The sequence below is a fragment of the Nakamurella sp. UYEF19 genome (assembly GCF_040546275.1).
Lineage (GTDB): Bacteria > Actinomycetota > Actinomycetes > Mycobacteriales > Nakamurellaceae > Nakamurella.
Genome location: NZ_JBEPNO010000010.1, coordinates 64,180 through 89,387, shown reverse-complemented (window position 1 = coordinate 89,387; position 25,208 = coordinate 64,180). Strand labels below are relative to the sequence as shown.

21 protein-coding genes are annotated in these 25,208 nt (G+C 68.0%); 14 read left to right on the top strand and 7 right to left on the bottom strand.

Annotation, left to right across the window (positions count from 1 at the left end; all coding sequences use genetic code 11):
* Window positions 1-27 precede the first annotated feature (27 nt).
* From ABIB25_RS15320 to glgX, 4 genes are all read right to left on the bottom strand, one after another.
* Window positions 28-1,557, bottom strand: a complete 1,530-nt coding sequence (locus tag ABIB25_RS15320) for an efflux RND transporter periplasmic adaptor subunit (protein ID WP_354529330.1) — start codon at window positions 1,555-1,557, stop codon at window positions 28-30.
* Between the two features lie 160 nt (window positions 1,558-1,717).
* Complete coding sequence (gene treZ / locus ABIB25_RS15315) at window positions 1,718-3,466, bottom strand: malto-oligosyltrehalose trehalohydrolase (RefSeq protein ID WP_354529329.1); 1,749 nt, start codon at window positions 3,464-3,466, stop codon at window positions 1,718-1,720.
* Between the two features lies 1 nt (window position 3,467).
* Window positions 3,468-5,765 (bottom strand): malto-oligosyltrehalose synthase, encoded by a 2,298-nt coding sequence (gene treY / locus ABIB25_RS15310; protein WP_354529328.1) that lies wholly within the window; start codon window positions 5,763-5,765, stop codon window positions 3,468-3,470.
* Window positions 5,758-8,100: a glycogen debranching protein GlgX gene (gene glgX / locus ABIB25_RS15305; protein WP_354529327.1), complete on the bottom strand. Its 2,343-nt coding sequence runs from the start codon at window positions 8,098-8,100 to the stop codon at window positions 5,758-5,760. Before glgX ends, treY begins: the two co-directional genes overlap by 8 nt.
* Window positions 8,101-8,424: 324 nt before the next feature.
* On the opposite strand from glgX, the gene uvrC reads away from it, so the two are divergent.
* The 9 genes from uvrC to ABIB25_RS15260 all read left to right on the top strand — a co-directional run bounded on the left by uvrC (window position 8,425) and on the right by ABIB25_RS15260 (window position 18,041).
* Entirely contained in the window at window positions 8,425-10,638 is a 2,214-nt protein-coding gene (gene uvrC, locus ABIB25_RS15300) for an excinuclease ABC subunit UvrC (protein WP_354529326.1), read from the top strand.
* 42 nt (window positions 10,639-10,680) lie between these two features.
* Window positions 10,681-11,532 (top strand): RNase adapter RapZ, encoded by an 852-nt coding sequence (gene rapZ, locus ABIB25_RS15295; protein ID WP_354529398.1) that lies wholly within the window; start codon window positions 10,681-10,683, stop codon window positions 11,530-11,532.
* Entirely contained in the window at window positions 11,529-12,569 is a 1,041-nt protein-coding gene (locus tag ABIB25_RS15290; protein ID WP_354529325.1) for a gluconeogenesis factor YvcK family protein, read from the top strand. The genes rapZ and ABIB25_RS15290 overlap by 4 nt, the downstream gene beginning before the upstream one ends.
* A 133-nt stretch (window positions 12,570-12,702) precedes the next feature.
* The gene (gene whiA / locus ABIB25_RS15285; protein WP_354529324.1) at window positions 12,703-13,683 is read left to right on the top strand and encodes a DNA-binding protein WhiA; all 981 of its coding nucleotides are present in this window, start codon (window positions 12,703-12,705) and stop codon (window positions 13,681-13,683) included.
* Between the two features lie 500 nt (window positions 13,684-14,183).
* Window positions 14,184-15,191, top strand: a complete 1,008-nt coding sequence (gene gap, locus ABIB25_RS15280; protein WP_354529323.1) for a type I glyceraldehyde-3-phosphate dehydrogenase — start codon at window positions 14,184-14,186, stop codon at window positions 15,189-15,191.
* 158 nt (window positions 15,192-15,349) lie between these two features.
* The gene (locus ABIB25_RS15275) at window positions 15,350-16,546 is read left to right on the top strand and encodes a phosphoglycerate kinase (protein ID WP_354529322.1); all 1,197 of its coding nucleotides are present in this window, start codon (window positions 15,350-15,352) and stop codon (window positions 16,544-16,546) included.
* A gap of 5 nt (window positions 16,547-16,551) precedes the next feature.
* Window positions 16,552-17,364: a triose-phosphate isomerase gene (gene tpiA, locus ABIB25_RS15270; RefSeq protein WP_354529321.1), complete on the top strand. Its 813-nt coding sequence runs from the start codon at window positions 16,552-16,554 to the stop codon at window positions 17,362-17,364.
* 89 nt (window positions 17,365-17,453) lie between these two features.
* Window positions 17,454-17,690 (top strand): preprotein translocase subunit SecG, encoded by a 237-nt coding sequence (secG, locus tag ABIB25_RS15265; RefSeq protein WP_354529320.1) that lies wholly within the window; start codon window positions 17,454-17,456, stop codon window positions 17,688-17,690.
* A 3-nt stretch (window positions 17,691-17,693) separates the two neighbouring features.
* Window positions 17,694-18,041, top strand: a complete 348-nt coding sequence (locus ABIB25_RS15260) for an RNA polymerase-binding protein RbpA (protein ID WP_354529319.1) — start codon at window positions 17,694-17,696, stop codon at window positions 18,039-18,041.
* Window positions 18,042-18,070: 29 nt separating this feature from the next.
* On the opposite strand, the gene ABIB25_RS15255 is transcribed toward ABIB25_RS15260, so the two are convergent.
* Window positions 18,071-18,562, bottom strand: coding sequence for an amino-acid N-acetyltransferase (locus tag ABIB25_RS15255; RefSeq protein ID WP_354529318.1), 492 nt, complete (start codon window positions 18,560-18,562; stop codon window positions 18,071-18,073).
* A gap of 230 nt (window positions 18,563-18,792) precedes the next feature.
* Here ABIB25_RS15255 and rimO point away from each other — a divergent pair, with 230 nt between their 5' ends.
* From rimO to ABIB25_RS15230, 5 genes are all read left to right on the top strand, one after another.
* Window positions 18,793-20,277 carry a 30S ribosomal protein S12 methylthiotransferase RimO gene (gene rimO / locus ABIB25_RS15250; RefSeq protein ID WP_502919821.1) on the top strand — a complete coding sequence of 495 codons (1,485 nt, stop codon included), beginning with the start codon at window positions 18,793-18,795 and terminating at the stop codon, window positions 20,275-20,277.
* Between the two features lie 46 nt (window positions 20,278-20,323).
* On the top strand, window positions 20,324-20,953 hold the full coding sequence (gene pgsA, locus ABIB25_RS15245) for a CDP-diacylglycerol--glycerol-3-phosphate 3-phosphatidyltransferase (RefSeq protein WP_354529396.1): 630 nt from the start codon (window positions 20,324-20,326) through the stop codon (window positions 20,951-20,953).
* The gene (locus tag ABIB25_RS15240; RefSeq protein ID WP_354529317.1) at window positions 20,950-21,510 is read left to right on the top strand and encodes a CinA family protein; all 561 of its coding nucleotides are present in this window, start codon (window positions 20,950-20,952) and stop codon (window positions 21,508-21,510) included. Before pgsA ends, ABIB25_RS15240 begins: the two co-directional genes overlap by 4 nt.
* Window positions 21,511-21,767: 257 nt before the next feature.
* Complete coding sequence (locus tag ABIB25_RS15235) at window positions 21,768-22,145, top strand: helix-turn-helix domain-containing protein (protein ID WP_354529316.1); 378 nt, start codon at window positions 21,768-21,770, stop codon at window positions 22,143-22,145.
* 66 nt (window positions 22,146-22,211) lie between these two features.
* Window positions 22,212-23,414: a M20 metallopeptidase family protein gene (locus tag ABIB25_RS15230; protein WP_354529315.1), complete on the top strand. Its 1,203-nt coding sequence runs from the start codon at window positions 22,212-22,214 to the stop codon at window positions 23,412-23,414.
* A gap of 103 nt (window positions 23,415-23,517) precedes the next feature.
* Here the strand turns inward: ABIB25_RS15230 and ABIB25_RS15225 are convergent, their stop codons facing one another.
* Window positions 23,518-24,369: a dihydrofolate reductase gene (locus tag ABIB25_RS15225; RefSeq protein ID WP_354529314.1), complete on the bottom strand. Its 852-nt coding sequence runs from the start codon at window positions 24,367-24,369 to the stop codon at window positions 23,518-23,520.
* 7 nt (window positions 24,370-24,376) lie between these two features.
* The gene (locus tag ABIB25_RS15220; RefSeq protein ID WP_354529313.1) at window positions 24,377-25,171 is read right to left on the bottom strand and encodes a thymidylate synthase; all 795 of its coding nucleotides are present in this window, start codon (window positions 25,169-25,171) and stop codon (window positions 24,377-24,379) included.
* Window positions 25,172-25,208: the final 37 nt, after the last annotated feature.

Here is a 25,208-nt window from a genome sequence, read left to right as displayed (position 1 = left end):
ATTTCCTCGGCGGATCCTCGCGCCATCTCAGCCACCCGTCCGGTTGGTGCCGCCGGTGAATCCGCCTGCAGCGCCGCCGGTTCCGCCGCCGGTGAACCCGCCGGCACCCGCTCCGGTCCCGCCCCCAAAACCGCCCTCGCCACCGGTGAACCCGCCGGGGCCTCCATAGCCACCGGTCCCGGCCCCGGTGCGGCCGGTCGTCCCGGTTCCGGTACGGGCGACCGTCGTGGTGGTCACCAGGACCTCGTCACCCTCGGCCAGCCCGGTGAGAATCTGCGTCACGCCGTTGCCGACCGCTCCGGTGGTCACGACGGTCGACACCTGCTTTCCGGCCACCGTCTGGTAGACGACCTTCCCTGTCGTCGTCGTGTGGATCGCGGCAGTCGGTACGGTCAACACGTCGGTGAGCTGTTTGTAGATCAGCACCACCGTTGCCGAGGTGCCGTCGTGCAGGCCGGTCGGTGTCCCGGTGATGCTCACGACCACCGGATAGCTCGCCGTGCTGCCGGTGCTCGTCGAGATCAACCCGACCGAGGCCACGGTGCCGAAGACCGGAGTGGTCGCGCTGCCCACGGTGAGCTGCGCCTGGATCCCCGCCTTGATGAGGGCGATGGAGGTGTCGTCGACGGTCACGTTGGCGACCCAGCTCGCGGTGGAGACGATCAGGAAGGGCGTGGAACTCGACGTGGTGCTCGAGGAACCGGTACTTCCCGACCCGGCGCCGGCACTGCCGGACGCGGCGCCGGACCCCTCGCTCGAGGTGGATCCGGTCGAGGAGCCGGACGCGCTGCCGGTCACCGAGTCTCCGACCGCGACTCCGACCGTCGCCACCAAGCCGGCAACGGGCGCGACCAGCGTCGCCGCGCTCAACTCGGTCCTGGCAGTGGCCAAGGCAGCCTCGGCGGTAGTGACCGTGCCGTTCGCCGAGATCACCTGCGCCTTGTCTGACACGAGGTTGGCCTGCGCGGTCTGCACATCGGCTTCCGCTGCGGTCAGGTTGTTCTGTGCCGTTGTGAGACCCGTTGCGGCAGTCGCCTCCTCGGTGCTGCTGCCGTCATCGGCCGCCGTCGTCACCGCTTCCTGTGCGGTGGTGAGGGCCGTCTCCGCGGTGGTCACCGCCGTCTGAGCGGTCGTGACGGCCGTGGTGTCGGTCGTGACGGTGGCCTTGGCAGCGGCGACTTTCGCCTTCGCCGAGGCCACGGTGGCATTGGCCGAGGCCAGGGCGGCCTTGAGGCCGACCGTCGAGAGAGTCGCCAGCACCTGGCCCTTCTTGACCGTCTGCCCAGCCGAAACCTTGACAGCCGTGACCGTTCCGGAAGCGCCGAAGGTCACCGAATCCTGCACGGCCGGGGCGACGGTGCCCGAGGCCGAGACGGAGGAGGTGATGGTGCTGACGCTGGCGGCGACAAAGCGGGTCGTCGTGGTGGCCGCCGCTCCGGTCGTCGTGGTCGTGCGGTGGAAGTACCACCACGCACCGCCGCCGGCCCCGACCAGGACCACGACCAGCAGGGCCGTCAGAAGTGGTCGCATTCGCATTTTCAGCCACACGGCAGACATGCATCACCTTCACGGTCGGTGGACCGGGAGCCCTGATGGGCCACCGGCTCACTGAACCTAGGGCGGCTGACTGGTCCGTGACGGTGGAAGTGCTGAGCGCCAGCTGTGACCGACTGTGCGCAAGCTGTGCATTCTTCGTCGACGATCGACTGCCAGCGATCTACTGCGTGGAGCGGCCGATCACCACCGCGGAGACGGGGGGCAGCCGGACCAGGTCGGACTGCGGTTCGATCCCGTCGGCGGTCGCGAACAGCACGGGTCCCGTCCCGCCGGGGAGCGGGAGCACCTGCTCCTTCTCCGCGAAGTTGACGAGCACCCGGACGTCACCGCGTGCCAGGACCAGCCAGCGCGCGTCCGAGTCGTGCTGCGTGCCGACCCGGTCGAGGCGTGGATCGGTGAGGTCGGACTGCTCACGGCGCAGGACGGCGAGCTGCTGGTAGAGGCTCAGCATCGCCGCGTGGTTGCCAGACTCCGGCTCGCTCCAGTCGAGCTTGGAATCCAGGAAGGTGCTCTCCTGCTGGGGATCCGGGACGACCTCGGGGTCCCAGCCCATCTCGGCGAATTCGGAGATCCGGCCCTCGGCCGTCAACCGTCCGAGCTCGGTCTCGGGGTGCGAGGTGAAGAACTGCCACGGCGTGGACGCCGCCCACTCCTCGCCCATGAACAGCATCGGCGTGAACGGGCTGGTGAAGAGCAGAACCGCTGCCAGGGCCAATTGCCGCTGGTCCAACTGCTGGGTCAGCCGATCGCCGATCGCGCGGTTCCCGATCTGGTCGTGGTCCTGGGCGAAGACGACGAATTTCGAGCCCGGCACGATGGCGGTGTTCACCGGCCGGCCGTGTCGTCGGCCGCGGAAACTCGAGAACGTCCCGTCGTGGAAGAAGGCCGAGGTCAGCACCTTGGCCATCGCGTCCAACGAGTCGAAGTCGCAGTAGTAGCCGGTGGTCTCGCCCGTCAGTGCGACGTGCAGCACGTGGTGGAAATCGTCGCTCCACTGCGCCGTCAACCCGTACCCGCCGGCTTCCCGGGAGGTGATCAGGGTCGGATCGTTCAGATCCGATTCCGCGATGAGGGTGAGCGGCCGGCCGACGTGGGCGGACAGCGCGTCCACCTCGGCCGCCATCTCGGACAGCAGGTGGGTTGCCCGGTGGTCGACCAGCGCATGCACGGCATCCAGCCGGAGCCCGTCGACGTGGTAGTCGTCGAGCCACATCAGGGCGTTCTCGATGATGTAACGGCGCACCGGATCCGACTCCGGTCCATCCAGATTCATCGAGGAGCCCCAGGTGTTCGCCCGTCCCTCGTGCAGGTACGGACCGAACTCGGGGAGGTAGTTGCCGCTGGGACCCAGGTGGTTGTAGACGACGTCCTGGATGACGGCCAGACCCCGCTGGTGGCAGGCATCCACGAAGGCCTGGTATCCGGCCGGGCCCCCGTAGATCTCGTGCACCGTGTACCAGAGCACCCCGTCGTAACCCCAGTTGTGCACGCCGTTGAACCCGTTGACGGGCAGGACCTCGACGAAGTCCACCCCGAGCGACACCAGGTGGTCGAGCTTGCCGATGGCCGCCGCGAAGGTGCCCTCGGGGGTGAAGGTCCCGATGTGCAACTCGTAGATGAGCCCGCCGGCGAGTTGGCGTCCCGTCCACGAGACGTCGTGCCACTCATAGGATCCCGGGTCGAAGGTCGCGGACGCTTCGTGGACGCCGTCGGGTTGACGTCGGGAACGTGGGTCGGGCAGGGCCTTCTCGGCGCCGTCAAGTCGAAACCCGTAGCGGGCGGTGTCGTCCGGCGCGGCGGAGGTGGTCCACCAGCCGCCGTCACCGGCGTCCATCTTCACGTCGACGCCGTCGGCGACCAGCACGACCGCCGACGCCTTCGGCGCCCACAGCTGGAATGTCTTGCTCAACTCAGTCCTCCCGAACCAGAATCGCCACCGGATAGATCTCGAGCAGGTCGGCAACGCGGACTCCGCCGGCCAGCGGACCGGGCTTGTTGTCGTGCAGCACGTTCCGCCAGGTTCCCGGAGGGAGCGTGAGCTGGGTGGTTGCCCATCCGCCCCGGTCGGCGAGCCCGATCGACAGCCGGGTGACGACGGCGATCACGCCGCCGCGGTCGAACGCCACCAGGTGATCGGCCGCCGGGCCGGCTCCGACGAGCGGGGTGTAGCCGCTGAACAGCTCCGGCCGGTCGCGCCGCAGCCGGAGAGCCCGCGACACGACGAGCAGCTTGGCCGCCCCGGTGTCGTCGATCGGCGGCTGGAGTCCGGCATCGAGGTCCATCAGCAGGTTGTCGGCGATGGTGTGGTCGACCGGACGCCGGTTGTCGGGATCGACGAGCGAGTCCTCCCACAGCTCGGTGCCCTGGTAGACATCGGGAACGCCCGGTCCAAGCAGCTGGACCACTTTGGCGCCCAACGAGTTCGCCCGGCCGGGGCCGGTCAGTCGCGTTGCCGTCGCGACGATGGACTCGTGCAGTTCGACGTCGTCGAAGACGGCGTCGACCAGCTGGTGCATGGACTTCTCGAACTCCTCGTCCGAGTCGATCCACTCCGTGGAGTTGCCGGCCTCTCGGGAAGCCTTCTCCGCGTAGGCGTGCAGACGGTCCCGGTCGAGGGGCCAGGCGCCCACGACGGCCTGCCAGAGCAGGTTCGCCAAGGGGCCGTCGGCCAGCGGGGCGAGGCGGTTCCAGCCGCGGACCGACTCGGCCCATTGCTCTCCGATCTCCGCAATCGCGGAAATCCGGGCCCGGACGTCCTCCCCGCGCTTGGTGTCATGCGTGGAGAGCGTGGTCATGGTGTACGGGGTCGAACTGAACCGTGCCGCCTGGATGGCGTGAAAGGTCAACGGGTCGATGGCGAAGTCCGACGGCTCGGCGCCGACCTCGGTGAGCGAGGTGAGCCGCGTCCAGCGGTAGAAGGCCTTGTCCTCCACACCCTTGGCCATCACCATTCCCGACGTCTGCTGGAACCTGGTCGCGAACTCGGTGTCGGCCTGCAGGAGCCGGTCGGCGATCTCCTGCAGGACAGGCGCGAGCAGCGGGCGCCGCGCCTTCGCCGTGGCCAGGGCGACATCGAGATCGTGCTGCCCGTCGGGTAGATAGGTGCGGTAGACGTCGAATGACGAGAGCAGCTCGGCGATCCCGTCGGCGGCACCGTCGAGATCCGGGACGAGACGGGCCAATCGGAGGACCTCCGAATTCAGGATCCCGTCGGCCACCGCGCGTTTGGTGCCGCCGATCATGGCATGCCAGTCGACCCGGACGCCGCCACGGAGTTCGGCGTCCAGATCGTCGAGCACCGACTCGCCCGCCGGGTCCACGAACAGCCGATCGACGACGGCCAACGCGTCATAACCGGTCGTGCCATGGCATTTCCAGTCGGCGGGCAAGCGCTCGGGGCCTTCGAGGATCTTCTCGACCAGCACATAACGCTGTCCGATCAGTTTCTCGAGATCGCGCAGGTACCCGGCGGGGTCGGCGAGCCCGTCCGGATGGTCGATGCGGAGGCCGTCCACCCAGCCGCGGTCGAACCACTTCTTGATCTCGGCGTGGGACGCCGCGAAGACCTCGGGCAGCTCCACCCGGATCCCGGCCAGCGTGCTGACGGCGAAGAACCGGCGATAGTTCAGTTCGGAATCGGCCCGCCGGAAGCTGACCAGCTCGTAGTGCTGACGGTCGTGTACCTGCTTCGCCGTGCCACCGAGAGTGCCGGCGGCGATGGGGAAGTGGTGGTCGTAGTAGTGGAGCTCGTCACCGACCACCTCGAGATGGTCGAGTTCGTCCGCGCCGTCACCGAGCATCGGCAGGCGAAGCCGCCCGCCACCGAAATCCCAGTCGATGTCGAAAGCGTTGGCGTGCTCGGATTCCTGACCCTTGGCCAACACGTCCCACCACCACACCGAGTGCGACGGGGTGGCGACCCCCACGTGATTCGGGACGATGTCGACCAGCACACCGAGGCCGGCATCGTGAGCTGCCTCGGCGAATTCGACGAGCGCCGACTCACCGCCGCGGGCCTCGTCGACGCGCCCGTGGTCCACCACGTCGTAGCCGTGGTCCGATCCGGGCTCCGACTCGAGAATGGGGGACAGGTAGGCCCAGTCGGCCCCGAGCCGGGCCAGGTAGGGCACCGCCGCAGTCGCCTTGTCGAGACCGTTCGTCGGCGACACCTGCAATCGGTAGGTGGAAACGGGAATTCGTTCAGTCATTCGTGTCGTCACTTCCACGTTTCGGCGCAGGGCGCTGCGCGGGCTTCCGCGGAGTGGCCGCGCGGCGGCGCTTGGGCTTGGCGGGCGCCTCGGCCGGTTCGGGATCCGAGGGTGCGACGACGCTCTGCTCGACCGGCTCGGCCTGGGCGGCGTCCGCCGTCGGCATCGGCACCGGAGGAACCGCCGGCACGGCGGCGGCCGGAGCCGTCCGTGCCACCGGAAGGCTGCTCTCGGCCAGTGCCTGGAGCACGATCAACCCCTTGCCGGGCACCGAGATCGACTCGCCCGCCCTGGTGGCCTCGGCCGTCGCGGGCATCCCGGCGGTATCGACGACGCAGGACCAGGCCGGCGCGAACTCCTCGGGCGGCGCGGTGAAGTCGAGAGCCTCGTCGTGGGCGTTGAACAGCAACAGGAACGAGTCGTCGACGACGCGGCCGCCGCGTCGGTCCATCCCCCGGATCCCGTTGCCGTTGAGGAACACCCCGACCGACCGACCGAATCCGGAGTCCCAGTCCTCCGGGGCCATGACCGAGCCACTCGGATTGATCCAGACGATGTCCGGCAGCGGCTCGCCCTCGCCGCGGGTCACCGGGCGACCGTCGAAGAACCGGCGGCGACGGAACGTCGGGTGCTGCTTGCGCAGCCGCGTCAGCGACGCCGTGAACTCGATCAGGTCGAGATCGGCGTTCTCCCAGTGGATCCAACTGAGCTCGGAATCCTGGCAATAGGCATTGTTGTTGCCGTGCTGGGTACGTCCCAATTCGTCGCCGTGGGCGATCATCGGAACGCCCTGCGACAGCAGGAGGGTCGCCAGGATGTTCCGACGCTGACGATCGCGGAGAGCCACGATGTTCGCATCGTCCGTCGGACCCTCGGTCCCGCAGTTCCACGACCGGTTGTGGGATTCACCGTCGTTGTTGTTCTCGCCGTTGGCCTCGTTGTGCTTCTCGTTGTAGGAGACCAGGTCGTTGAGGGTGAAACCGTCATGGGCGATGACGAAGTTGATGGACGCCACCGGCCGCCGACCCGAGGTCTCGTACAGGTCCGCCGAACCGGTGAGACGGGAAGCGAACTCGCCCAGGGTGGCCGGCTCCCCACGCCAGAAATCACGAACGGTGTCGCGGTACTTGCCATTCCATTCTGTCCACTGCGGGGGGAAGTTGCCGACCTGGTAACCGCCGGGCCCGAGGTCCCACGGCTCAGCGATCAACTTCACCTGGCAGACGATCGGGTCCTGCTGCACGAGTTCGAAGAAGGTGGACAGCCGGTCGACGTCGTAGAACTCGCGCGCCAGGGTGGCCGCGAGATCGAACCGGAATCCGTCGACGTGCATCTCGGTCACCCAGTAGCGCAGCGAGTCCATGATCAGCTGCAGCGAATGAGGATGCCTGACGTTGAAGGAGTTTCCCGTCCCGGTGTAGTCCATGTAGTACTGGCTGTCGTCCTCGACCAGCCGGTAGTAGGCCGCATTGTCGATGCCACGGAACGAGATCGTCGGACCGAAGTGGTTGCCCTCGGCGGTGTGGTTGTAGACGACGTCGAGGATGACCTCGATGCCTGCGGCGTGCAGGGCCTTGACCATCGCCTTGAATTCCTGCACCTGCTGCCCGCGGTCACCGAACGCGGAATAGGCGTTGTGCGGCGCGAAGAAGCCGATGGTGTTGTAGCCCCAGTAGTTGGACAGCCCCTGGTCGACGAGGGTGCTGTCCTGGACGAACTGGTGCACCGGCATCAGCTCGACAGCCGTTGCGCCCAAACGGGTCAAATGGTCGATGACGGCCGGGTGGGCCAGACCGGCGTAGGTGCCACGCTGGCTCTCCGGGATTTCCGGGTGCAGTTGGGTGAGTCCCTTGACGTGCGTTTCGTAGATCACGCTCTCGTTGTAGGGAATGCGCAAAATCCGGTCACCGGTCCAGTCGAAGAACGGATTGATGACGACCGACCGCATGGTGTGCGGCGCCGAATCGTCGTCGTTCTTGGAATCGGGAAAACCGAGGTTGTAGGAGAAAACGGAAGGGTGGCTGTCGACCTGGCCGGTGACCGACTTCGCATACGGATCGAGCAGCAACTTGTTCGGGTTGCAGCGAAACCCGTTCGCCGGGTCGTACGGGCCGTGCACGCGGTAGCCGTAGCTCTGTCCGGGCTGGACCGTCGGCAGGTAGCAGTGCCAGACGTAGGCGTCCGTCTCCGGCATCCTGATCCGCGTTTCGGTGCCGTCGTCGTCGAGCAGGCAGAGCTCCACCTTCTCCGCGACCTCGCTGAAGAGTGCGAAGTTGGTTCCTGTTCCGTCGAAGGTCGCCCCCAGTGGGTAGGCGGTACCTGGCCAGATTTCCATCGGACTCCTCAAATCTTCCTGCTCCGGTCTTCCGGTGCACGCGCGGTAGTGCCTCGCTTCCGATCGATCGCTGACGACCGCCGGACGAGCCGTGAACACAGTAACCACCGGCCGCGCCGCGGGTGGCTGTCTCCGGTGAGAGGTTCACCAACGGCCCCCGTTCGAAACCCCGGCCCGCACCGGGCCATGGCTTCGGGTCTCTCCGTGCCACCGCCGTCGCTGGACGGGGTGGAGCCACTCCCACCCAGCAACACCACCGCCGATACCTGCCGGCGAGCCTTCGGCCCGCGTCAACTGTCGGTGCAACCGATTACCCTCGGCGCTGTGCCAGATCCGTCGACCTACCGCCCCCCGGTCGGGACCATTCCCGAGTCCCCGGGCGTCTACAAATTCCGCGACTCCTCGGGACGGGTGATCTATGTCGGCAAGGCCAAGAGTCTTCGATCGCGGCTGAACTCCTACTTCTCGGACCTGTCGGGCCTCCACCCACGGACAGCGCAGATGGTCACCACAGCAGGATCGGTCGAGTGGACGGTGGTGTCGACCGAGGTCGAGGCCCTGCAGCTGGAATACAACTGGATCAAGGAGTTCGATCCGCGCTTCAACGTGCGGTATCGCGACGACAAGTCGTATCCGGAGCTGGCCGTCACCCTGGGGGAGGAGTACCCGCGCCTGCAGGTCATGCGAGGTCCGCACCGTAAGGGAGTCCGCTACTTCGGGCCATACGCCCATGCGTGGGCCATCCGGGAGACCCTCGACCTGCTGCTGCGGGTCTTCCCGGCCCGGACCTGTTCGGCCGGCGTGTTCAAGCGGTCTGCCCAGATTGGCCGCCCGTGCCTGCTGGGTTACATCGGCAAATGCGCCGCTCCCTGCACCGGTGCGGTGTCGAAGGAGGAACACCGCGAGATCGTCGAGAGCTTCTGCGACTTCATGGCGGGCAAGGCCGATCCGCTGATCCGCCGGCTCGAGCGGGAGATGGGCGCGGCCGCCAAGGAACTCGACTTCGAGAAGGCCGCCCGGCTGCGGGACGATCTCGGCGCCCTACGCCGCGCGGTGGAGAAGCAGGCGGTCGTGCTCGGTGACGGCACCGATGCCGATGTGATCGGTATCGCAGCCGACGACCTGCTTGCCTCCGTCCAGGTCTTCCACGTCCGCGGTGGCCGGGTGCGGGGCCAGCGGGGCTGGATCGTGGACGTGGACGCAGAGACGGCGAGCGACCGGGACAACGGCAGTGACGAGGGCATGGGTCGGCTCGTCGAGAACTTCCTGATCCAGTTCTACGGCGGCCGCGCCGCCGACGACGGCGCCACGGCGGTGCCGAAGGAGATCCTGGTGCCGGCCGTGCCGTCGGACGCCCAGGAGCTGACCCAGTGGCTCGCCGACCTGCGGGGCGCTGGGGTCTCCCTGCGCGTCCCGCAGCGGGGCGACAAGAAGGATCTCGCGCTGACCGTGACGCGCAATGCCGCAGAGGCACTCGCCCAGCACCGGCTGAAACGCGCGAGCGACCTGACGGCCAGGTCGGCGGCGCTGGTCGAAGTGGCCGAGACGCTGGGCATGGACGCCGCACCGCTGCGGATCGAGTGCATCGACATCTCGCACGTGCAGGGCACCAACGTGGTGGCCTCACTGGTGGTCTTCGAGGACGGGCTGCCGAAGCGGAGCGACTACCGACGGTTCGCCATCCGCGAGAAGCCCGGCGACGACGTCGCCTCGATCGCCGAGGTGGTCCGCCGACGGTTCACCCACGGGGTCAGCGGCCGAATCAACGACCTGGATGCCGAATTCGTCTCCACCGACCCGGCCGATAGCTCCGCCGGAGGATCGGGTGGCACAGCGGATTCCAGCGGATCCGCTGCCACCCCCGAAACGGAGCGTCCGGCCGGCATCGATCCCGACACCGGGCGGGTCCGCCGGTTCGCCTATCCGCCGCAACTCCTGGTGGTCGACGGCGGTGCCCCTCAGGTGAATGCAGCCGCGGCCGTGCTCGCCGACCTGCAGATCACCGACGTGACGGTGTGTGGCCTGGCGAAGCGTCTGGAGGAGGTCTGGGTGCCGGGCGAGGACGACCCGGTCATCTTCCCCAGGACGAGCGAGGCCCTCTACCTGCTGCAGCGGCTCCGCGACGAGGCGCACCGGTTCGCCATCACCTACCACCGGGCCAAGCGGTCGAAGTCGATGACGCAGTCGGCCCTTGACGGGGTCGCCGGGCTGGGACAGACGAGACGGACCGCTCTCGTCAAACACTTCGGGTCGCTGGCCGCCCTGCGCAAGGCGGACGTCGAGCAGATCGCCGGAGTCCAGGGCATCGGCCGCATGACGGCGGAATCCGTTCATGCCGCCCTGCACCAGACAGACCCGGCAGAGGGCTCTCCACCGCCGACCGGGATGCCCGCAGCCGCCGATCCGTCCGTGCTGGGCCTCGACACCGTGGCGAAGGCTGACGTGCCGTTGAACGGGGAGCGCCTGTCCGAACACACCCCGACAGGGCAGACTGATCACCGGCTGGAAGCGGCATCCGAAGAGTCCGAGAGGGTGTGACTGGTGGAAGAGACCCAGGACGTAGCGGGTAGCCAGAGCGGCATCGAGGTGGCGATCGTGTCCGGCCTGTCCGGCGCCGGGCGGTCGACGGCGGCGAAATGCCTGGAAGACCTCGGCTGGTTCGTCGTGGACAACCTGCCTCCGGAACTCATCGCGACCATGGTCGACCTCGGCGCCAGGGCTCGCGGTGGCCTCACCAGGATTGCTGTCGTTCTGGATGTCAGATCCCGGGCGTTCACCGAGGATCTCGCGTCCGTGATCAAGGATCTCGACGCCGACGGCTACCGGCCGCGGGTGCTCTTCCTGGAGGCGTCCGACGCCTCCCTGATCCGTCGCTTCGAGGCGAACCGTCGTGAACATCCACTGCAGGGCGGGGGGCGACTGGCCGATGGCATCAGAGCGGAGCGTGCCTTGCTCGGTGCCCTGCGGGACGAGGCCGACGTCATCATCGACACCTCCGACCTGTCCGTCCATCAGCTTCGCGAGCAGGTAGAGCGTGGGTTCACCGTCGCGCCGCGGGTCGCCTCGCTGACGGTGCTGAGCTTCGGCTACAAATACGGACTCCCGCTCGACGCCGACCTGGTGATCGACATGCGTTTTTTGCCCAACCCGTTCTGGATCCCCGAGCTGCGCGACCAGACCGGGCGGGACGAAGCGGTGTCGAAATACGTGTTGTCGCAGGAAGGAGCAGGGGAGTTCCTCGAGCGCTACGTCGAACTCTTCAAGCTGATCAGCGGCGGATACCAGCGTGAGGGCAAGCGCTACCTGACGCTGGCCGTCGGTTGCACCGGAGGCAAACACCGGTCGGTCGCCGTCTCGGAAGAACTCGGTGCCAGGCTCGCCGCGGACAATCTCTCCGTGCAGGTGGTGCATCGGGACCTGGGGCGGGAGTGACCACCGCTACGGGGAACGTGTTCGACCAGCCAGCGCCGAAGATCGTCGCGCTCGGCGGCGGTCATGGTCTGCACGCGATGCTGTCGGCACTCGGTCGGCTGGATGCCCGGATCACGGCGGTGGTCACCGTCGCCGATGACGGCGGGTCCTCCGGCCGGCTCCGTCGGGAGGTCCCAGGGGTCGTTCCGCCGGGCGACCTACGGATGGCACTGGCCGCGTTGGCCGCCCCTGGTCCCGAGGCACAACTGTGGGCCGAGACGTTCCAGCACCGTTTCGCCGGCGAGGGCGCGCTGACCGGCCATCCGGTGGGCAACATCGTGCTCGTCGGGTTGACGCAGGTGATGGGTGACACCGTCGCCGCCCTTGATGCGATGGGCGCCGTACTGGGCGCCAGGGGCCGGGTGCTACCGATGTCCTGCCAGCCGCTGGACCTCATCGCCGAGGTGGAGGGTCTGGACGACGACTCGGCCGCGGTGCGGCGGATCCGGGGCCAGGTCGCCGTGGCGTCGACTCCTGGCCGGGTCCGCACGGTGACGCTCGATCCGCCGGAGGCGCCGGGCTGTCCGGAGGCCGTCGCCGCCATCGAGGACGCCGACCTGGTGATCCTGGGGCCTGGGTCGTGGTTCACAAGTGTGCTGCCGCACCTGATGCTCCCCGACATCGCTGACGCCCTGATCTCGACGCGGGCCCACCGTCTGGTGGTGTTGAATCTTGCGCCACAGCCAGGGGAAACGGAAGGATTCTCGCCCGAGCAGCACCTGGACGTACTCTCTGCTCACGCACCGGACTTCCGGATCGACACGGTTCTCGCCGATCTGGAGTCAGTCGCCCTGCCGGGGCGGCTGCGGGCGGCGTCGAAGCGGATCGGGGCTCGCATGGATCTGGCCGACATTGCCATTCCCGGTACCGAGCGACATGATCCCGTCGCCCTGGCCGGCGCAGTGGAACTCGTGCTGATGCGAATGATGTTGGCCAACGGAGGGACCGCACCGCTCGAACAGTCCAGAGACGAAGAGGCTGTCTCGGCAGACGAATGAACGCTCGGTCTCTACCAAACCCAGCAGCAGTTCTGGATCGAACAGTCCGCGACCGGGACTGCGGGTGGGCAGCCAGCTGGCTGGACAGCCAGCTCATGATCATGGCTCGACGACGGATGGGGAGTGGCGCCGCATGGCGATGACGGCCGCGGTGAAGGATGAGCTCAGCCGGGTGACGGTGGCAAAGGTGTCGGCGCGAAAGGCCGAGGTGTCCACGGTTCTGCGATTCGCAGGCGGCCTGCACATCGTGGCCGGGAGGGTCATCGTCGAGGCGGAGCTGGACACCGGTGCGGTGGCGCGGCGGCTCCGCCGGGACATCGGGGAGCTCTACGGCCACACCGCCGAGGTGCAGGTGCTCACGGCATCCGGTATCCGCAAGACCACCAGGTTCGTGCTGCGCGTGGTGGCCGGCGGCGACCAGCTGGCTCGGCAGACGGGCCTGCTCGATCAGCGCGGGCGCCCTGTTCGCGGCCTCCCGGCCCAGATCGTTGCCGGTTCGCTCGCTGACGCCGAAGCCGCTTGGCGAGGAGCCTTTCTGGCCCATGGATCGCTCACCGAACCGGGTCGGAGCGCGTCTCTCGAGGTCACCTGCCCGGGGCCTGAAGCTGCGTATGCGCTGGTCGGGGCGGCTCGACGGATGGGCATCACCTCCAAGGCGCGAGAGGTCCGCGGTGCCGACCGGGTCGTCGTCCGTGACGGTGATGCGATCGCCGCCCTGCTCACCAGGCTGGGGGCACACGCGTCCGTGCTGGCCTGGGAGGAGCGCCGGATGCGCCGCGAGGTACGGGCCACCGCAAACCGTTTGGCCAACTTCGACGATGCCAACCTGCGCCGGTCCGCACGGGCCGCGGTGGCCGCGAAGGCCAGGGTCGAGCGCGCGCTGGCCATCCTGGGCGCCGACGCCCCTCCGCATCTGTCGGAGGCCGGCAAGCTGCGCATCGCGCACGGCCAGGCTTCGCTGGAAGAACTGGGCCAGCTCGCCGATCCGCCGATGACCAAGGACGCCATCGCCGGCCGGATCCGCCGTCTGCTCACGATGGCCGACAAGCGCGCCCAGGACGACGGCATCCCCGACACGGAGTCGGCCGTCACTCCGGACATGCTCGACGGCTGAGCCGACCCGCCTGACCCGCCTGCGCACACCGCCCGACCCCCGGGGCTGCGCAGACCGCCCGACCCCGGACCTCCGCAAACCGCCCGACCCTCCGGGGCGGCGCAAACCGCCCGAACCCCAGGGGCTGCGCAAACCGCCCGAACCCCAGGGGCTGCGCATACAGGACGGCCCTCGAATCGGACAAATACCCCATCATCGGGAGCTCCTGTAAGCGCAGCGCAGTCCCGTATGCGCGGGAGCGGTGCAGGTCCGGTATGCGCAGCGCAGTCCTATATGCGCGGGAGCGGTGCAGGTCCGGTATGCGCAGCGAGCGGGGCGGCGGCGCGAACGGGTTGCGGCTCAGCATGTTTCGGGGGTGTTTCGGGGCCGGTTTCTTCCCGGACCTGATCTGCCGATACAGTGAGGCCCGTCGCCCCCGGCGCTGTGGGCGGTGTCACTTGATCGATCCGGTACGGGTCAGCGGGACACGGCCGGGCAAACACGAAGAAGGGCTGACACACGTGACTGTGCGCGTCGGAGTGAACGGATTTGGCCGAATTGGCCGCAACTTCTGGCGGGCGCTCGACTCGCTTGACCACGATGTCGAGATCGTCGCCGTCAATGATCTGACGGACACCAAGACGCTTGCCCACCTCCTCAAGTACGACACCATCCTCGGCAAGCTCAAGCACGAGGTTTCCGCGGGCGAAGGCGTCATCACCGTCGGCGGCAAGGACATCAAGGTCCTGTCCGACCGCGACCCTGGCGCCCTGCCCTGGGGCGATCTGGGCGTCGACATCGTCATCGAGTCGACCGGCCACTTCACCAAGGCCGACGGCGCTTCGAAGCACCTTGCCGGTGGGGCCAAGAAGGTCATCATCTCGGCTCCGGCCACCGGTGAGGACCTGACGGTCGTCATGGGCGTCAACGACTCCGCCTACGACGGCAGCCAGACGATCCTGTCGAACGCCTCCTGCACCACGAACTGCGTGGCCCCGATGGCGAAGGTGCTGAACGACAACTTCGGCATCGTCAAGGGTCTGATGACGACGATCCACGCGTACACGAACGACCAGGTCATCCTGGACTTCCCGCACTCGGATCTCCGTCGCGCCCGCGCCGCCGCGCAGAACATCATCCCGACCTCGACGGGTGCAGCGAAGGCCACCGCCCTGGTGCTCCCGGAGCTCAAGGGCAAGCTGCACGGATACGCGCTGCGCGTCCCGGTGATGGACGGTTCGGTCACCGACCTCACGGTCGAGCTGTCCAAGTCGGTCACCGTCGACGACATCAACGACGCGTTCAAGGCGGCGTCCACCTCGGGCCCGCTCGCGCCGTACATCGCGTACTCGACCGACCCGATCGTCTCCTCCGACATCGTCGGCGCGCCGGTCTCGGTCACCTTCGACTCGCCGCTGACGCTGGTCTTGGAAGGCAATCTCGCGAAGATCGTCGGCTGGTACGACAACGAGTGGGGCTACTCGAACCGGCTGGCCGACTTCACCGCGCTCGTCGCGTCGAAGATCTGACCAGGACGACGATCTCCACCCTGATCTGACGGGTGGTGCAGGGCGGTCACCCGCTCCGCACCACCCGTGCTGTGTCCGGATCGCAGACGCGTCCGGACCGCACCGTGCGTCCCCAGATTTCCCGATCCGGCAACCCCGGCCTAAGGAGCTCCACACTCGTGCAAACTCTCGACGACCTGCTCGCCATCGGCGTTTCCGGCCGGACGGTGCTCGTCCGATCGGATCTGAACGTCCCCCTGGACGGCACCACCATCACCGATGACGGCCGGATCCGCGCCTCGGTGCCGACCCTGCAGGCGCTGACCGCGGCGGGCGCCAAGGTCGTCGTGACCGCACACCTCGGCCGACCGAAGGGCGCGCCGGAAGACCGCTATTCGCTGGGTCCGGTCGCCACCCGCCTCTCCGAGATCCTCGGTGCCCCGGTGGCCTTCGCCACCGACCTGGTCGGTGACTCCGCCGCTGCCACCGTCGCCGCGCTGGCCGATGGATCGGTCGCACTGCTGGAGAACGTCCGGTTCGATCCCCGCGAGACCTCCAAGGTCGAGGACGAGCGGGTCGAGCTGGCCAAGGCGCTCGTGCACCTCGTCGGGGGTGACGCAGCCTTTGTCTCGGATGGGTTCGGTGTCGTCCACCGCAAGCAGGCGTCCGTCTACGACGTCGCCCAGCTGCTGCCGCACTACGCCGGCTACCTCGTCTCCGAGGAGACCGCGGTGCTGCACAAGCTCACCGTCGAACCGGCACGACCCTACGTGGTCGTCCTCGGCGGCTCGAAGGTCTCCGACAAGCTGGGGGTCATCACCGCCCTGCTGCCCCAGGTCGATTCGCTGCTGATCGGCGGTGGCATGGCGTACACCTTCCTCGCGGCCCAGGGTCACGAGGTCGGGACGTCCCTGCTGCAAGCCGACCAGATCGGCACCTGCAAGGGTCTGCTCGACACCTACGGCGACAAGATCGTGCTCCCGTCCGACCTCGTCATCGCGGATGCGTTCGCCCCGGACGCGAACACCGAGATCGTCGCGTCCGACGCGATTCCCGCCGCCTGGCAGGGCCTCGACATCGGTCCGGCCACCCGCCAGGCGTTCGCCGCCGTCATCTCCACCGCCGCCACCGTGTTCTGGAACGGGCCGGTCGGCGTCTTCGAGATGGAGGCCTTCTCGGCCGGTACCAAGGCTGTCGCCGAGGCGATCGCCGCCGGTTCGTCGTTCTCGGTGGTCGGCGGTGGCGATTCGGCCGCTGCGGTCCGGACGCTGGGCGTCGACGAAGCCGGATTCACCCACATCTCCACCGGGGGCGGTGCGTCCCTGGAATTCCTGGAGGGCGCCACGTTGCCCGGTCTCGCGGTCCTGGAGGCCTGAACGCTGTGACGAAGCCAAGCTCATCCACCAAGCAGGTCGGCCGCAAGCTGCTGATCGCCGGCAACTGGAAGATGAACCTCAACCACCTGGAGGCCATCGCCCTGGTGCAGAAGATCGCCTTCACGCTGCCGGAGAAGTACTACAGCAGGGTCGAGGTGGCGGTCTTCCCGCCGTTCACCGACATCCGTTCGGTGCAGACCCTGATCGACGGCGACAAGCTGCAGTTGGTCTACGGCGCGCAGGATCTCTCGCCGCAGGACTCCGGCGCCTACACCGGTGACGTCTCCGGCACCATGCTCGCCAAGCTCGGATGCACCTACGTGCTGGTCGGACACTCCGAGCGGCGCGAGCTGCCGCACGAGACCGACGCACTGCTCGCCACCAAGGTCGACGCGGCCTACCGCAACGGGCTGACCCCGATCCTCTGCGTCGGCGAAGGTCTCGACGTCCGCGAGGCCGGCAACCAGGTCGAGCACGCGACCGCCCAACTGGATGCCGCCCTGGTGTCGGTGTCCGCCGAGCAGGCCGCCAGTCTGGTGATCGCCTACGAGCCGGTCTGGGCCATCGGGACCGGCCGGGTCGCGACTCCTGCCGACGCGCAGGAGGTCTGCGGTGCGCTCCGCGCCGCGCTGGCCAAGAAGTACTCGCCAGAACTCGCCGCCGGCGTCCGGGTGCTCTACGGCGGATCGGTGAAGTCGGGCAACGTCGGGGAGATCGTCGGGCAGCCCGATGTCGACGGTGCACTGGTCGGGGGCGCCTCGCTGGACGGCACCGAGTTCGCCTCGCTGGCGGCCAATGCCGTCGGCATCATCAGCTGATCAGGGTTCCGCGGGTTAGACTTGCGCCCGGCCAGCTCCTCCCTGCCGCCCGATCACCTGTCCGGAACCACCGAGCACGCTAGGCACTCATGAGAACGTTCCTCGATATCCTCCTGATCATCACCAGCATCGCGCTCATGGCGCTCATTCTGCTGCACCGCGGCAAGGGTGGAGGCCTGTCGTCGCTGTTCGGCGGAAGCATGCAGAGTTCGCTGTCCGGATCCTCCGTCGTGGAGAAGAACCTCGACCGACTGACGCTGTTCGTGTCAGCGGTGTGGGTCATCTCGGTCATCGGTGTCGGCCTTCTGATCAAGGTCGGCGCCTGACCCATGGCGGGGGGGAATCCGATCAGGGGCTCTCGGGTGGGCGCCGGCCCGTCCGGTGAGTCCCATCGCGGCGAGGTGGTGGCCCGTCACCGGCTCGAGTTCTACTGCTCGAACGGTCACTCCACCCGGCTGTCGTTCGCCATCGATGCCGACCTGCCCGAGACGTGGGACTGCCCCAGCTGCGGCCTTCCTGCCGGCCTCGACCAGCAGTCACCGCCGGAGACTCCGCGCAACGAGCCGTTCAAGTCACACCTGGCCTACGTCAAGGAACGTCGTACCGACGAGGACGGCGAAGCCCTGCTGACCGAGGCCCTGGCCCGGATCGCCGGCAAGCGAACCCCCACCGCCTGAGAGCCCCGGCCCTCTGAAAGCCGGGCGGCTCACAGATGCTTGAGCATCCTGGTGTTGCCCAAGGTGTTCGGCTTGACGTACGGAAGATCCAGGAACTCCGCGACGCCAGCATCGTAGGATTTTCGCAGCTCGGCGAAGGCCTCCGGTGTCAGGTCGAGTTCCTCGATCGGTTCGAATCCGAGGCCCGAGAAGAACGACACCTCGAAGGTCAGAACGAACAGCCTGGTCAGGCCCATCCGGCGTGCCTCGGCGATGATCTCCTCGCAGACGGCGCGGCCGATGCCGCGGGCTCGCGACCCGGGATCAGTTGCGACGGTGCGGATCTCGCCCAGGTCCTCCCACAGCACGTGGAGGGCACCGCAGGCACTCACCGTGCCGTCCTTCTCGGCCACCCAGAATTCGGTGACGTCCTCGAACAGGTTGGCGAGCGTCTTCTCGAGCAGAATCGCCCCGGCGTAGTAGTCGACGAGTTCCTTGATCCGCCTGACGTCGCCCGCTCTGGCTCGGTGCACCGTGATCACGTCGCCAGTGTATCCAGTCGAAGGTATAACTATCCAATCGCTGCGGTCTGCACTCCGACCTGCCGCGGCGGTCCGGCCGGTCGCTGCGTGGCGACTACTCTGGGGCGGTGCCTGCCGTGTCCACCGAGTCTGCCGTTCCCGATCTGTCGTCCCTCCCGACGTCGACACCTTCGACGTCTCCGGAGCACACCAACGGCGCCCGCTCCGGCTCCCGCGTCTCGCTGATCACCATGGGTTGCGCCCGGAACGAGGTGGATTCGTCCGAGATCGCCGGCCGGTTGGCGGGCAGTGGGTATGAACTCGTCGCCGACGGGGATCCGGCCGATGTCATCGTGGTCAACACCTGCGCCTTCGTGGCGAGCGCCAAGAAGGACTCCATCGACACCGTGCTGGCCGCCGCCGACACCGGCGCCAAGGTGGTCGCCGTGGGGTGTCTGGCGGAGCGGTACGGCAAGGAACTGGCGCAGGCTCTCCCGGAGGCCGACGCCGTCCTGGGCTTCGACTCCTATCCGGACCTGGCCGAACTGCTCGGTGATGTGCTGGACGGGCACCGGCCGACGTCCCATGTCCCGGTCGACCGTCGCACCCTGCTGCCGATCTCACCTGCCTCGCGACCGGCTGCCGCCGGTGGGGTGTCGGTCCCCGGACACGGCGCCCGCCCCTCGGGTCGCGACACCGCCGGTCCGGCCAGCGGTCCCGTACTGGTCCGCAAGCTGTTGCACAGCGGCCCGGTAGCACCTCTCAAGATCGCGTCCGGGTGTGATCGCCGGTGCACGTTCTGCGCCATTCCGGCGTTCCGCGGCTCCTTCGTCTCCCGGCCCGCCGACGAGATCCTGGCCGAGGCCGGATGGCTCGCCGGCCAGGGTGTCCGCGAGATCGTGCTGGTCAGCGAGAATTCCACGTCCTATGGGAAGGACCTACCGGGCGACGCATTGCTGGAGAGCCTGCTCGAGGGGCTGACCGCGGTGCCGGGCATCGTCCGTGTCCGGTTGTCCTACCTCCAGCCCGCGGAGACCAAACCTTCGCTGGTCTCCGCGATCGCCAGGCTCGAGGGCGTCGCCGACTACTACGACATGTCGTTCCAGCACGCGTCGGAGACGGTGCTGCGGCGGATGAAGCGATTCGGGTCGCGCGACTCCTTCCTCGCCCTCACCGCGCAGATCCGCGCCGCAGCGCCCGAAGCCGGCATCCGCTCCAACGTGATCGTCGGTTTCCCGGGGGAGACGGCGGCGGAACTGACCGAACTCGAGGAGTTCCTGGTCGGCGCCCGGATGGATGCCGTCGGTGTGTTCGGATATTCGGACGAAGACGGAACGGCCGCGCTCGCCCTGCCCGGCAAGATCGACCAGGACGAGATCGACGAACGGGTCGAACGGATCACGTCGCTGGTCGAGGAGCTCACCTCCCAGCGTGCCGAGGACCGGATCGGGACCACGATCACCGTGTTGGTCGACGATCTGTCCGACGGCGTCGTCGGCCGCGGCGAGCACCAGGCGCCCGAGGTCGACGGCAGCACCACCCTGCGGGACGCCGCCGGAGTGCTGCTGGGTGATCTCGTCCGCGCCACCGTGGTCGGCACCGACGGGATCGACCTCATCGCCGACGTCATCGAGGTCCTGCCGGCCCCGCGCCCCGCCGGCGGCATCGACATGACGGAGCATCGCAGCGCGGCTGGGTCGAGCCGACTGGCACACAGCGGAGCGAGTGAGCGATGAGCGCCTGCGCGAAGAGCCAGGATCAAGTATCGAGCGGCGCGAACGCATGACCGAGCAGCCGCGGGTCTCGTTGGTCAATCTCCCCAACGCGCTGACTGTGCTGCGGCTGGTCCTCGTGCCCGTGTTCCTGTTCGCGCTGTTCGCCGGCGGTGGCCACCAGACGTCGTTCCGCTGGCTGGCATGGTCGATCTTCGCGGTGGCTGCGATCACCGATCGTTTCGACGGTCACATCGCCCGCAAACGGGGCCAGGTCACCGACTTCGGCAAGATCGCCGATCCGATGGCCGACAAGGCCCTGACCGGCTCGGCCCTGGTCGGCCTCTCGATGCTGAACGATCTCGCCTGGTGGATCACCGTGGTGATCCTGGTCCGGGAGATCGGTATCACCCTGCTCCGGTTCGCGGTGCTCCGCTACGGGGTCATCGCGGCGAGTCCGGGTGGCAAGGCCAAGACGTTGATCCAGATCCTCGCCATCGGGCTCTACATCCTCCCGCTGCCGGCGGCGCTGCACTGGATCGGCGTCACCCTCATGGTGGCGGCTGTCGCCCTGACGATCGCCACCGGCATCGACTACGTGATCCGGGCCGCGGCCCTGGTCTCGCGGTCGCGGAACCCCGAAGCCGGCGGCTCCTCCGCCGCAGCGAACAACACCACCCCGGGTCGATCCGGACGGTGACGTCCGAAGGGGCGCTGGCACAACTGGTCGGCCTCGCGCCCGGCCGGCTGCCGGCGCTCGTGGCCGACCTGGCCCGCCTGCGAATCACCGTCGCCGGTGCCGAGTCACTCACCGGAGGCCTGCTCTGCGCACTCCTGACGGAGGTGCCCGGTTCCTCGGCCGTCGTCCGCGGTGGTCTGGTCGTCTACGCCACCGAACTGAAGCACCAGCTGGCCGGCGTCGATGCCGATCTGTTGGCCGCCCGTGGCCCGGTCGACCCGGAGGTGGCGATCCAGTTGGCGCAGGGGGTCCGCTCCGTGTGCGGCGCGACGGTCGGCCTCGGGCTCACCGGGGTCGCCGGGCCGGATCCGCAGCACGGGGTGCCGGTCGGCACCTGGTTCGTCGCGCTGGTAGGGGAGTCCGGGCACCATCTGGTCAGTGGCTCGCCGGGTACGCTCGGCGCCCACCCACGCACACCGCAGACTGCTCACTCCCTTCCGTCCGGACGCGAACGGATCCGGAACGACGCGGTGCGGGGGGCTGTGGATCTCCTGACAGAACTGGTCGCACGCAGCTGACCTGGCCCGATGCTCCGACCTGCAGGGTTACACACCGGCAACCCATTGCCCACGGAACATTTACGCGTCGGCGGACGTTTTTTACTACAGCGAACGAGAACCTGATGAGTCCCGCCGGTGTCTCGGAGTAGTTTGAAGTCACCCGGAGCATCGCGCGACATGTTCCTGGTGCTGGTGCCGAATGGGTGGTCCATGGACGACTGCCACGACAGAACGGGTCGTCCGAGCGGACAACGATCAGTGGGAGGAGGTGCGACATGTTGCTTCGTGATGCTCTGGGGGAAACCCTTCGCGATGCACGAAACAGCCAGAACCGGACTTTGAGAGACGTGTCCACAGCGGCCAATGTGTCGTTGGGCTACCTCTCCGAGGTCGAGCGGGGACGCAAGGAGGCGTCGAGCGAATTGCTGGCGTCGATCTGTGACGCACTGGATCTGCAGATGTCCGACGTGCTCGACACCGTCAGTCAGAACCTCCGGACTGACTCTCGCATTGCCGCGGCAAAGAGTCGCGTCATCGAGAACTCGTCGAAGCGCGGTATGGGAAGCGGCGCGGACCACCGGTCCGGGATCGAGACTTCCCTGCGGATCGTGCTGCCCTACGGTGCGGGACGGCCCGAAGCGTCCGTCGCCTGACGGATGCATCAGGCCGGAAAGCCATCCGTCGTCAGGTCAGGAAGCCGTCCGTCGTAGGGTCGGGTCATGGATCTCGTGACCGAAGCATCTGCCCTGACCGACGACCTGGTTGCTCTGCGCCGACGCTTGCATGCGTGCCCCGAGGTGGGGCTCGATCTGCCCGTCACGCAAGCAGTGCTACTCGAGGAACTGGCCGGCCTCGGCCTGGAGATCAGCACCGGTAAGGGCCTCACCTCCATCATCGCAGTGCTTCGCGGTGGCCATCCGGGCCCGCTGGTCCTGCTGCGCGGCGACATGGACGCGCTACCGGTGGTGGAGAGAACCGGTGTGCCGTTCGCGCCCGCCGTGGACTCGCCCCACGCTGCCGCGATGCACGCCTGCGGCCACGACCTGCACATGGCCGGTCTGATCGGCGCCGTCCGGCTGCTCGCCGCCCACCGCGAGGAGCTGCACGGCGACGTTTTCTTCATGTTCCAGCCGGGGGAGGAAGGGCACGACGGTGCCGGCCGGATGATCGACGAGGGCCTGCTGGCCGCCGCCGGGCGGGGGATCGACGCGGCCTACGGCCTGCACGTCTTCTCCTCCTGGTTCCCGAATCGGGTCTTCGCCGCGCGTCCCGGCACTCTGATGGCCGCCTCCGCCGGCCTCGAGGTCAAGGTGGTCGGGGCCGGCACCCACGGCTCATCACCCCACAAGGGTCAGGATCCGATCCCGGTGGCCTGCGAGATCGTGACCGCCCTGCAGACGATGGTCACCCGGCAGTTCAACATCTTCGATCCGGTGGTCATCACCATCGGGTCGTTCCACGCGGGGACGAAACGCAACATCATCCCCGACGACGCCGTGTTCGATGCGACGGTGCGCAGTTTCTCGGCGGAAGCCGCCTCCGCGGTCGCGCACAAGGCGGTGCTGTTGTGCGAGGGCATCGCCGCCGCGCACGGTCTCACCGCCGAGGTGACGTTCGTCGGCGAGTACCCGGTGACGGTCAACGACGAAGACGAGTACGAGTTCGTCGCGGCCACGGCGGCCGACCTGTTTGGCGCCGACCGCTTCCAGGAGATGCCGGATCCGCTGTCGGGTTCGGAGGACTTCTCCCGGGTGCTCGAGAACGTCCCCGGCGCCTACCTCTTCCTCGGCGCGGCGACCATCGACGGCTTCGACACGGCGCCGTCCAACCACTCACCGCTGGCCGCCTTCGACGACTCGGTGCTCCCCGACGCCGCCCTACTCCTGGCCGAGCTGGCGATCCGGCGGATGGCCCGCGGCTGACGGCCTCGTTGCACCTGGCCCGCGACTGACGGCCGTGCGTCAGACCTGGCCGGCGGCTGAACGCCTCTGCGTCAGACCTGGCCGGCGGCTGAACGCCTCTGCGTCAGACCTGGGTGTGCGAGAGCGCAGCCAGCGCGGCGAGGGTGTCGTCCGCACGGTCGGTCGGCACGAACAGGTGGTCGTGGTGGTAGCCCGCAATGATGTTGCAGGAGATGCCATCCCGGGTGAGCGCACCGGCCACGGCCGCCGTCAGCCCGACGGCGTGCAGGGCGGACGGCACCCGCAGGGTGATCCACGAGCAGGGGAAGATGCCGGCCAGGCCGGCCTGCTCCGCCTGCTCGGCGGGCAGCACCAGGGTGATCCCTTCGGACTCGGCGACCACCACCACCGGATCTGTGCCGGCCGGCACCTTCTCGACGGTGCAGTACACGTACTCGCCGCGGTGCAGCTCCGGTTCGAGCGCGGACAGCAGGGCCGACAGGTCGGCGACCGGAGTCGGCCGGCGGCGGTAGGTGACGAAGCTGAATCCGTCGCGGTGATCGACGCGGATCCGCTCGAAGTCCGCCGGGGCGATCGCCGGAAAGCGGGTGTCACCGGGCAGATCCAGTTCGATGTGGGTGATCTCGAGACGGCCGGCCACAGAGATCGTCTGCGCGTAGACCTCACCCCCACCGATGACGAAGGCTTCCTCGCCCGCCACCAGGTCCAGGCCGTCTTGTACCGAATGCACGACCTCGACGCCGGCTGCCGACCAGTCCGTCGATCGGGTCATCACGATCGTGCGACGGCCGGGCAGCGCCCGCCCGATCGAGTCGAAGGTGCGGCGCCCCATCAGGATCGGGTGTCCCATGGTCAGGTTCCTGAACCGCCGCAGGTCGTCCGAGTTCCGCCACGCGAGATCGCCGTCGGCACCGATGGTCCCATTCTCGGCAACCGAGGCAATCAAAGTGATCATGGTGTTCTCATACGGCGATCGGGGCCTTGATCCCGGGGTACGGGTCGTAGGCGTCGACGGTGATGTCGGCGTATTCGAAACCGTCCAGATCGCTGATCCCGTCGGCGAGCGTCAACCGCGGCAGCGGGCGGGGGGTGCGGGTGAGCTGGAGCCGTGCCTGCTCGAAGTGGTTGGAGTACAGGTGGGCGTCGCCCAGGGTGTGGACGAAATCGCCCGGCACCAGGCCGACCACCTTGGCCACCATCTCCGTCAGGAGTGCATAGGAGGCGATGTTGAACGGCACGCCCAGGAAGACGTCGGCCGACCGCTGGTAGAGCTGGCAGGAAAGCCGACCGTCCGCCACGTAGAACTGGAACATGGTGTGGCACGGCGGAAGTGCCATCTCGCCGACCTCCGCGACGTTCCAGGCGGACACGATGTGACGGCGCGAATCCGGGTTGGTCCGCAGCGACTCGACGACCGCGGCGATCTGGTCGATGTGCCGTCCGTCGGGTGCCGGCCACGACCGCCACTGGTGCCCGTAGACCGGACCCAGCTCGCCTTCGGCGTCGGCCCACTCGTCCCAGATGCTGACCCCGCGGTCCTGCAGCCAACGGACGTTGGTCGATCCCTGCAGGAACCACAGCAACTCGACGACCACCGACCTCAGGTGGATCTTCTTGGTGGTGACCAGCGGGAAACCTTCGGACAGGTCGAACCGCATCTGATGACCGAAGATGCTCCGCGTCCCGGTCCCCGTCCGGTCCTGCTTGTCGCTGCCGGTGGTCAGGATGCGATCCATCAGATCCAAGTACTGCTGCATCACTCCACCCTAGTGGGCCGTCCGTGGCCGGTAGCCC